At 69.9% G+C, this 7,847-nt stretch carries 5 protein-coding genes and 1 pseudogene; 3 read left to right on the top strand and 3 right to left on the bottom strand.

Features of this window, described 5'->3' with window-relative positions; all coding sequences use genetic code 11:
* Positions 1 to 102 (top strand): annotated as a pseudogene (locus IEY79_RS36880) (IS5/IS1182 family transposase); the annotation flags it as partial.
* Between the two features lie 70 nt (positions 103 to 172).
* On the opposite strand, the gene IEY79_RS36875 reads toward IEY79_RS36880, so the two are convergent.
* Together IEY79_RS36875 and IEY79_RS36870 are read right to left on the bottom strand one after the other, a co-directional pair.
* On the bottom strand, positions 173 to 787 hold the full coding sequence (locus IEY79_RS36875; RefSeq protein WP_229701456.1) for a lipoprotein: 615 nt from the start codon (positions 785 to 787) through the stop codon (positions 173 to 175).
* A 91-nt stretch (positions 788 to 878) separates the two neighbouring features.
* The gene (locus IEY79_RS36870) at positions 879 to 2,282 is read right to left on the bottom strand and encodes a CocE/NonD family hydrolase (RefSeq protein ID WP_189112025.1); all 1,404 of its coding nucleotides are present in this window, start codon (positions 2,280 to 2,282) and stop codon (positions 879 to 881) included.
* A gap of 342 nt (positions 2,283 to 2,624) precedes the next feature.
* Between IEY79_RS36870 and IEY79_RS36865 the strand changes: the two genes are divergently transcribed.
* Both IEY79_RS36865 and IEY79_RS36860 read left to right on the top strand, forming a co-directional pair.
* The gene (locus IEY79_RS36865) at positions 2,625 to 4,163 is read left to right on the top strand and encodes a hypothetical protein (protein ID WP_189112024.1); all 1,539 of its coding nucleotides are present in this window, start codon (positions 2,625 to 2,627) and stop codon (positions 4,161 to 4,163) included.
* On the top strand, positions 4,160 to 6,547 hold the full coding sequence (locus tag IEY79_RS36860) for a glycosyltransferase (RefSeq protein WP_189112023.1): 2,388 nt from the start codon (positions 4,160 to 4,162) through the stop codon (positions 6,545 to 6,547). Before IEY79_RS36865 ends, IEY79_RS36860 begins: the two co-directional genes overlap by 4 nt.
* Before the next feature lie 78 nt (positions 6,548 to 6,625).
* Here IEY79_RS36860 and IEY79_RS37925 read toward each other — a convergent pair whose 3' ends face one another.
* The gene (locus tag IEY79_RS37925) at positions 6,626 to 7,453 is read right to left on the bottom strand and encodes a hypothetical protein (RefSeq protein ID WP_229701455.1); all 828 of its coding nucleotides are present in this window, start codon (positions 7,451 to 7,453) and stop codon (positions 6,626 to 6,628) included.
* Positions 7,454 to 7,847: the final 394 nt, after the last annotated feature.

Below are 7,847 nucleotides of genomic sequence, written 5' to 3'. Positions count from 1 at the left end.
AACCGCCTGAAGCAATGGCGAGGCATCGCCACCCGCTATGACAAAACCGCCCAGTCCTACGAAGCAGCCGTCACCCTCGCATCACTCCTGATGTGGGCGTGACATTTGACGACAGAACCTAGGGGGCTGAGGCCTGGGCTGGGTCCTGCGGCGCCCCCTCGGGCCGAGCAGGTCATGAACCGGCGCGGACGCTCCGCTTCGTCAGCTCGAACGCCGGCAGCATCTGCTCGTGCTCCGTGGTGTCGGCTCCTCCCAGGTGCAGCACGACCAGACCGTCCGGAGTGGCGAACGCCAAGGCCCGCTCCTTCTTCGGCGCGTCGAGCATCTCGCCGGTGTTGAGGTAGCCGACCTCCACCCCGTCGTACGGACCCACCTTCGTCTCCTCGAACGCGGCGTCCTCCCGGCTCGGGGCCTCCGCGGCCGTGAAGGCCTCCAGGGCCTTGCGCGGGTCGTCGTCCGCCTTGCCGCCCGTCCATACGCGCAGGAAGCCGATATGACCCACCGGCTTGGCGTCGATCTCGCAAGCCAGCGTGACCGGTCCTTGCGCGGGCATCCCGGGAGCTGTCACCGCCTCCGCCGTCCATCCGGCAGCCGTGTCGAAGATCGCGGGCAGTTCGCAGGGGGACCCCTTCGCACCGACCGATTCGCCCCGCTCCACGGCCGGTGCGGCGGTGTCCCCCTTCGCGTTCCTCTCCGGTTCGTCGGTCGCCTCCGTGGAACAGCCGCCGAGCAGCCCCAGCAGAAGGACGGCCCCGAGCGCCGTCATGGTCTTGAGTTCGCGCCGCACGACAGTCCATTCGCGATGTTGTGCACAACGCCCGGCGAGCGCCGAACAGCTAGGGATCGTACGGGTTCGGGCCGCAGGACTTCCGGTCGCGTCACGGGCCCGGGTCTGACGCCGGGAGCGTCAAGTACGACCCCGGACCCAGCCGGACCTCCCCCCGCGCCGCCTTGTTCGTCTCGTAACGCCTGTGCGGCGCACGGATCCGGATCGCGAAGCGGTCACCCGGCTCCGTTGTGCGGGAGATGAACGGGAAGGTCAGCTCGACGGGTCGCGTCAGGTCGCGGTGGCCGGCGCGGAAGACCGCCTCGCCGAGGAGCGTCGCGTCGTCCCGCAACAGGTAGAGGCCCACCAGCAGGTCGAAGTCCGGCAGGTCGGAGGTGAGCGTGAGGGCGGCGCTCGGGCGGCCGGAGACGTCGTGCGCCGGGGCGATGTGCACGAACGCGTCCTCGCCCAACTCCTCGCGGAAACCGTCCGGTTCATCGCCCACCAGCGCGGGGTCCAGGGTCAGCGTGGTCTCCGGGAGGCGCAGCGGGCGTGACGCCCCCTGGGGGAGCGCCGGGGCGTGCCGCCATCCCTCGCCGATGTGGAAGTACGCGACCCGGTCGGCGAGGAAGGCGGGGCGCGGTCCCCGGGCGAGTACCCAGTCGTACCAGTCGGCGTGCAGGGCGGGCAGATCGATCGCGCTGTCCTCGGCGAAGGTCAGCCCACCGAAGGAGCGCGCCGCCGAGCGGGTGCCGGCGTGGTCCCACGGGCCCATCACCAGATGGGTGGCCGGGTGCCGCTCCTCGTAGGTCAGCGCGCCGAGCTGGTCGTCGTCGTACTGGCCGGTGATGGCCAGCACCGGGACGCCGACCGGCTCGGACGGGACGAACGACGCCCAGTACGCGTCGTACGTGGGGTGGTCGAGCCACTCCTGGAAGGCGGGCAGCCGCTCCCCGACAGACGCGACGTCCAGATCCCGGAAGGGACGGTCACCGAGATCGCGGTGCGTGTCGCGCCAGTACCGGTCGTCGCTCCACGGCCCGGTGTTCATCCGCCGTCCACGGTTGAAGGCGAGCCACTGCACGGCGTACGAGGCCGGCACGGAACCGACCATGGGGAAGTCGACACCGGGGTGCACCGACGCGACGGGCGCTACGGCGCGCAGGGCGGGTGGCCGCGTACCGGCGACGGCCCACTGGGCGAACCCGCTGTACGACCCGCCGTAGGTGACGACGTCCCCGCTGCTCCAGGGCTGCCCGGCGAGCCACGCCACCGCGTCGTGACCGTCGGCCCCGTCGTCGTGGAAGGGCCTGAAGACCCCGTCGGAGTCCCCGCGCCCCCGCGAGTCGAGGCTCACGAAGTGGAAGCCCCGCCCGGAGAAGAACAGCCCGGCCGGGTGATACCGATCGGCCCCGTACGGCGTCATCACGAGAACCACCGGGCCGGGATCGGCGGCCGGATAGTGGATCCCCCGCAGCACCGACCCGTCCCTGACGGGCACATCGACAAATCTCATACCCACCGAACTCCCCACCACCCACGCTTCGTTCCCCCCCCCGGACCGGCCGCCGCGACGACGACGATCGTTCCGCTCGCGGTCTTGAAATCTCACCCGTCAGGTGCCAGGCCGCGTGGTACTCGGCATCGACGGAGGAGAGGCACGCGGCCCGCGACCGTCTCAGCAGTCGGCCGTGCGGGCCACGGTCCCGCGTGACCGGTCCGTTTCCACCCCCGACCATGTATCGGGCTCCCGGCGTTCCTCCTGCCGACGCAGTCAGTTCACCTTCCCGTCGCGCGGGTTTCCTAGCCTGTCGCCGACCCGCAACCTGATCGCGGGCAGACAGACGCTGGGAGCACCATGACGAAGGTCCGCAACCGATGGCTCAGGCCGCGCGACGGGGACGGCCCGGCCGGGCCGCCCGACGGGGCCGGGCAAGCCCCGGGTCGGGGGGACCGGATCACACCGACCGAGCTGGACGTGTGCCTGCGGGCCTGCGCCGTGCACAGCGGGAAGATGGTCGGCAGCCTCGACCGCAAGCGCGGTGAACTCGCCGAGAAGCTGCGCCTGGTACTCGCCGCCCATGCCGCCGGCTCCGACGAGAGTGCCCAGGCCGCGCCCGCGAGCACGCCGCTGATCCGGCGGGCGGCCAAGAAAGTGGTCGCAGGTCCGACGGGCTCGCTCAGCGGAGAGCTGCTGGACGCGCTGCTGGCCGTCGGCAACAAGTCCCTGGAGTGCGGGTACGACGACGAGCTGAAGCTGGCGCTGCTCATCAGCGACGCCGTGCTGACCCAGCGCAAGAACTCGCGCGCGGGCTGGCGGCTGCGCGCCCGCACGCTGGAGGCCATGGGCGACGAGTCGGCGACCATCGCCGCGTACCAGCGCTATCTCGACCTGACCGAGGAGGACGGCTTCGGTGTCGCCCCCCGGATCGCCGGCCTGCACACCGGCGGCGAGAAGCAGGACGAGATCCTGCGGCTGCTCGAACGCGGCTGCCCGGGGGCCTCGGTGTACGCGGACGGCCCCGCCACCGACGTCTGGGCCGACGGCGTCGCGCTGCACGACGCGGGCGATCTCGCCGGCGCCGAGGCGCGGCTGATCGGCTCGCTGCTCGCGATGCGCGGCGAGGGCAGCCCGGTGACGGACCTCCAGGTGTCCATCGGGCAGTACCTCGACCTGCGGCTGAGCCGTCCGGGCGCCCTCACGGCCGACCGCGACGTGCTCCAACTGGCCGAGCTCTACGGAGAGATGCGCCGGAACCGGCAGCGCGGCCCGGTCCCCGACCCCACCTTCGGCGACGTCCAGTGGCTCACCCTGGGCGAGTTCCGCAACCAGATCGCGGGCAAGTCCATCTGTCTGATCGCCAACTCGCAGAGCGTCGGGCGCGGTTCGCTCGGGGCCGAGATCGACGCGTACGACCTGGTGGTCCGCTTCAACTCGTACAAGATCGACCCGGCGGCCACCGGCAGGCGTACCGACATCCACGCCTCCATCCACAAGCACGGCTTCAACTGGGACAAGAAGGTCACCACCCGGCTGATCTTCGGCGGCCTGAGTGGCGACTGGAAGAACTCGCTGCGCAACCGGCTCGTCCCCGGCGCGCAGAGCTACGTCAACGACGAGTCACTGCGCTGGCCGCTGCGGAACATCGGCCGCGTCGGCAACGACGAGTGGCCCGCCATCCCGACCAGCGGCTTCAACATGCTCTGGCTGCTGGACTTCCTGGACGCCAGCCCGAAGCTGGACCTGATCGGCTTCGACTTCTACGAGAGCGGCGCGTACCGCATCAAGGAAGCGATGCGCATGCCCATCACGTCCGTGCACGAGTACACCAGCGAAAAGGCGTGGGTCATGGAACGCGCCCAGAGCGTGACCGACACGAGGATCTCCCTGCGATGACCGCCACCCCCCATGCCCCGGTCGGGGCGGCCTCGGCCGCAGCCGCCACCGCGCCGCTGTCCGCCAACGCCCTGACAGGCAAACGCCGTCTTGCGTTCGCGTCGTTCGTCGACGAGAACTATCTGCCCGGTTTCCTGGCGCTGCTGCGCAGCCTCGCGCTGTCCAACCCCGGTGTGTGCGAGGACTTCATCGTCCTCCACGACGATCTGCGGCCCCAGTCGGTCGCCTCGATACGGGCACTGCACCCACGGGTCCGGTTCCACCGGGTCGATGCCGCGCGCTACGACAGCTACGAGAAGGGCGACCAGGACAACTACCTGGTCCGCAAGGCGTACTTCATCCTCGACGTCTTCCGGCTCCGCGACTACGACACGATCATCACCCTCGACACCGACATGGTGGTCCTCGGCGATCTGTCCGAACTGCTCCAATTGCGCGAGGGTCTCGCCGCGGTCCCGCAGTTCTTCTACGGGCAGCACAAGCTCAACAGCGGACTGCTGGTGATCCAGCGCGAGTATCTGAGCGACGAGTTCTGCGCGCGGATCGACGCCACCGGACGCAGCGGCGACTACGAGCTCGACAAACACGACCAGGGCATCCTCAACTCGGTGCTCGACGGCGACTTCGTGCATCTCGACTCGCGCTACAACTTCGTCAAGCGGCGGCTCTCCGGCGACAAGCCCGTCCCCGACGACACCGCGATCCTGCACTTCACCGGCCGCCACAAGCCGTGGCAGGGCGGCGAGTCCGGTTACACGCAGGCCGAGGACCGCTGGCGCGAGTTCGAGCTGAGCGACGCGGAGTTCTACGCCGCGTACATGGCCGTGTCCGGCGCCATGCACCACGACCTGGTCGTCAAGTACGGCACCGAGCACGTCGCGCGCACCGGGGACGTCGAGAGCGCCCGCAAGGTCGCGCACGCGCACATCAACGCCGGCGGGTTCCAGGAAGCCGCCGACATCCTCGGCAGCGTGCACATCCCGGTCGACGACACCTGGCCGCACGAGGTGCTCGGCCACGCCCTGATGAGCGTCTCCCGCTACGAGGAGGCCAAGGTCCAGCTGCACCTCGCGGCGGGCTCGCCCGTCCGCGCGGCCACCTCCTTCGGGCGGCTCGCGCAGATCGCCTGGATCCACGGCGACGACTCGGCCGCGCACGCGTACGCCATGCAGGGTCTGGCCGTCGACCCCACGCACCGGCCCAACCGGCTGATGCGGCTGCGCACCCAGGGCCACGATCTGCCGGCCCCGCGCGAGGGCAGGCCCGAGGACCAACTCGCCCATGTGGCCTTCTACATGCCGCAGCAGGGCAACGCGGGCGACAAACTGCTGCCGGAGTCCGTACGGCTCGCGGTCGGCACCAGCACCGGTGCGAACGGCGGCGCCGACACCGAGACCGGTGACCGCCGGTGGCACTCCATCCATGCCCACCGGCTCTTCGACAAGGCGGCGCTGGAGCGCGTCAACGCCCGTCGCGGTCTGGTCATCGGCGGCGGCGGACTCTTCATCCCGGACACCGCGCCCAACGGCAACAGCGCCTGGCAGTGGAACGTCCCCGACGAGAACCTGAACGCCATCGACGTACCGATCGTCGTGTACGCGGTCGGCTTCAACGCCTTCGACGGCCAGTCCTACCGCGCCGGACGCTTCAACTCCTCGCTGCGCCAACTGGTCGAGCGCAGCGCCTTCTTCGCGCTCCGCAACCACGGCTCGATCGAGAAGGTCCGCGCGCTGCTGCCGGCCTCGCTCCACGACAAGGTGCGCTTCCAGCCCTGCCCGACCACGGTCACCCGGCAGCTGGTCGACGGCTGGTCGGACCCGGCTCCCGGGCAGCGCGAGAACACCGTCATGATCAACGCCGCGTACGACCGGGCGGGGCTTCGCTTCGGCCACGACTACGCGCACTTCCTCGCCGAGATGGCGAAGGCGGTACGGGCGCTGGACCGGCACGCCGAGGTCCAGTGCGTGGCGCACTCGCTGGACGACGAGAAGATCGCCTTCGACCTGCGGCGCGAGCACGACGTGTCGCTGCCGGTCATCCCGATGTACGACTTCGACAACGACGCGATCAGGGACACCTACGCCCGTACGAAGCTGGTCATCGGCATGCGCGGCCACGCGGGGATGATCCCGTTCGGCTGCGGCACACCGATCATCTCGCTGATCTCGCACCCGAAGATGGCGTACTTCCTCCGCGACATCGACCGCCCCGAGTGGGGCGTCTCGGTCCATGACAAGAACCTCGGCTCGGTGCTGACCGAGCGGGCGCTGGGGCTGCTGGACGACCACGCCGGGTCGGTGGCCGACGTGCACGGCAGGCAGCAGGAGCTGTGGAAGGTGACGCAGTCGAACGCGGCGGACCTGCGGGCGATCCTGGGGGCCTGATCCCCGGGGACGTACCCAGCACGAAGGGGGGCGGGCGCCTGTCGGCGGCCCGCCCCCCTTCGCGCTGTCGGCGCGCCGTCAGTAGTGGACCTGCGTGGGGAACGTGGCCGTGGGGGTGAAGAGCGACGCGTAGCCCTCTTCGTAGTGTCTGCGGTGCCGGCCCGACCGGTTCGCCTCGGTGGTCTGGGAGGACGTCGGCGTCAGCATGCCGCCGTCGGCCAGAGCCTGTACGCGCAGCAGCAACGCCCGGACGTCCAGGCCCAGTTCGCCGGCCACCGTCTGGAGGTCCAACCCGGACTGCCAGCTCCAGAGCAGCACCGAATCCATGCTTGACGACCAGACCACCGGGTTGCCCTCGGCCTCGGACATGTGGAGCCCGGAGGAGGCCGAGTCCTGGTGGGCCATCTCCTGGAGCGGCGAGGACTCGGTGCGCGGGTGCGGCACATGGACCTCGCCGGGAACGCCATGGCCCGTCTGGTGATGGTGATATGCCTGTGATGTCTGGTTCGCCTGAGGTGGCTGGGCCTGCGGGGAAACGTGGGACGTCTGGTCGGTGAAAGGTTCCTCCACCGGCGGAGGCGGCGGTGCGGCCGGGGTGGCCGGCTGCGCCTGCGGGATCGGCTGTGTGCTGGCCTGCGGGAAGCGGTCCAGCAGCTCTTCCGCGACGCTGCGCGCGTTGGTCTTGCCGACCGTGCGCCGCGCCAGCCGAACTTCGCGCTCGTTCAGGCCCATCAGATCCGCGACGGCCCCGTCGTTGCCGACGGTGACGGCGAACGCGGCGAGCGTACGGCTCCGTTCGGCCTGTGCCTCGTCCAGCACGGCCTGGGCCTGCCGCACCTGCTCGTCGCTGGCGCAGAAGGCCTCGGCGAGGACGCTGTTCCGATCCCAGAGTTCACGTGGTTCCACGTTCCTATCAACGCCGCCGCGGCGATGAGGAATGCGACTTTCTGTCAATTGCCGCCAGATGGCCCAAAAGTTCACCGTCGCCCGAAAGAATGACAGATTAACGTCAATGGGATGAACAGGTGGCAGAAGACCGTCCTCGGCCGGAGACACCGCCTGCGGACAGGGCCTGGGGCGTGTTTTGAAAGTGGCGTCGTCCGCCCGCAGGGCGGGGCTCACGGCGTCTGGTGCGTGCGATCGCAAGGCGGAGGATCGCCCTCGTACCGGGCGTACTCGGGCGACCCGACAACGCGGCGAGCGTGCGTGCCAGGTGCCGTGAGCCAGACGAAACTTTCAAAACACGCCCTAGGCTTGTTCTTTATCTACCAAGATCTTCCGGGCTTGCCGATGGCCCTGA

The organism is Streptomyces camponoticapitis (genome assembly GCF_014646115.1).
GTDB lineage: Bacteria > Actinomycetota > Actinomycetes > Streptomycetales > Streptomycetaceae > Streptomyces > Streptomyces camponoticapitis.
This window is presented reverse-complemented; position numbering and strand designations above follow the sequence as displayed.